This is a genomic window from Candidatus Protofrankia californiensis (assembly GCF_900634765.1).
Classification (GTDB): domain Bacteria; phylum Actinomycetota; class Actinomycetes; order Frankiales; family Frankiaceae; genus Protofrankia; species Protofrankia californiensis.
In genome coordinates this window covers 567-2,087 of record NZ_CAAAFT010000360.1, presented here as the reverse complement: position 1 = coordinate 2,087, position 1,521 = coordinate 567, and the positions used below count along the sequence as shown (strand labels likewise).

The 1,521-nt window shown below is 71.6% G+C and carries 1 protein-coding gene; it reads right to left on the bottom strand.

Annotated features, from left to right (window positions below; translation table 11 throughout):
• A partial coding sequence (locus DD1DGNOD_RS18685; RefSeq protein WP_165036866.1) for an ATP-binding protein occupies positions 1–1,521 on the bottom strand: 1,521 nt, incomplete at both ends.

The following is a 1,521-nucleotide window of genomic DNA, read 5'->3' as shown; positions in this document are numbered from 1 at the left end:
GCTCGCCTGGCGGGCCTGGAAGGCGTCCCCGATCTGGCGATGCAGGCGAGCGGCGCGGGTGACACCCAGGCTGTCCCGCAGGAACCGGCGTACGACCGAGTGGGAGAAGACGTACCGGGCGGGCTGGTCGTGGTCCTCGTGCACCAGACCGGCCTGCCGCGCCTCGTCGAGGAGGTCGAGCAGGCGTATTTCGTCGATCTTGGCTGTGGCGCCGAGGATGTCCACGTCGAACTCATGGCCGATCACCGATGCGACGGCGAGGGAGGAGGAGCACTCCTGGGACAGCCGGCTCAGCCGCCAGCGCACCAGATCCCGCACGGTTTCGGGGATCTCGACGCGGGACGGGCCTGACGGGGCCGGCGGGGCCAGGGGCACCAGCTGGTTTGGCCGGACCGGGCCGGGGGGAGCCGGCGGGCCACTCGACGGAGTCTGCTCGAAGGCCGGGGTCGAAGCCGGGGGAAGCGCCCCCACGTCCACCAGGTGCCGCATCATCTCGGTCAGGAAGAACGGGTTGCCCGCCGTGTCCGTCCGCAGCTCGCGGGCCAGCGCGAGATCGGGTTCGGCCGGCCCTCCGCCGGTGACCTGCCCGAGCAGTGCCACGGTCTCGTCCTCGTCGAGGCCGCCGACGGTGATCCGCCGGCAGTCGGCGTCCCGGGCCAGCCTGGGCAGGAAGTGGCTCAGCTCCCCGTGGTCGGTGCTGCGGTAGGTGGCCACCACGAGCAGGGGTGTCGCTCGTGGCATCCGCATCAGGTGCTGCAGCAGGAGCAGGGAGGAGCGGTCCGCCCACTGCAGGTCGTCCAGGACGGTGAGGACGGGACGCCGGGAGGCCATCGTGCACAGCCAGCCGTCAAGGGCCTCGAACAGGCGGAACCGTTCGGCCTCGGCGTTGCCCGGCAGGGGGGTGCCGACCACGCCGACGCGCTTGGCGACCTCGGGAAACAGCCGGGAGATCTCGTCGGCGTGCTCGCTGAACTCCGCCCATAGCAGGGACCTCGGGCAGGTGCGTGAATACTCGCCCAACGCCTCCCGGTAGGCCTGGTAGGGGGCGAGTACTTCCTCGTCCCAGCGGCCGTAGAGCACCAGCCCGCCGTCGTCGAGCGCGGTGCGGGCGACCTGTGCGGCCAGGGTGGTCTTCCCGATCCCGGGCTCCCCGCTGATCAGCGCGAGTACCCGGTGTCCGGATCGGGCCCGGTCCCAGCTCTCCCGCAGGGCCCGTAGTTCCGCCACCCGACCGACGAAGGCGGCGTCCGCCATGCTCGCCAACCAGCCGAGGTGGGAGCCGCCGGGAGGCCCGGTATCGGTATCGACGTCGGTGTCGTCGACATCGGTCGGCCCGCTGCGCGGATCGGTCGGCGTCGAGGAGTCAGGGGCCCGCAGCGGTGGGAACGTGTCCTGCAGGTCGGGTACCACCAGCTGCCAGATCCGCTGGGTCCGGTCGAAGTCCTTCAGCCAGTGCTCACCGAGGTAGCGCACGTCGAGACCGGCGGGCAGGGCGTCCTCGACGAGCGAATGGGTGATCTC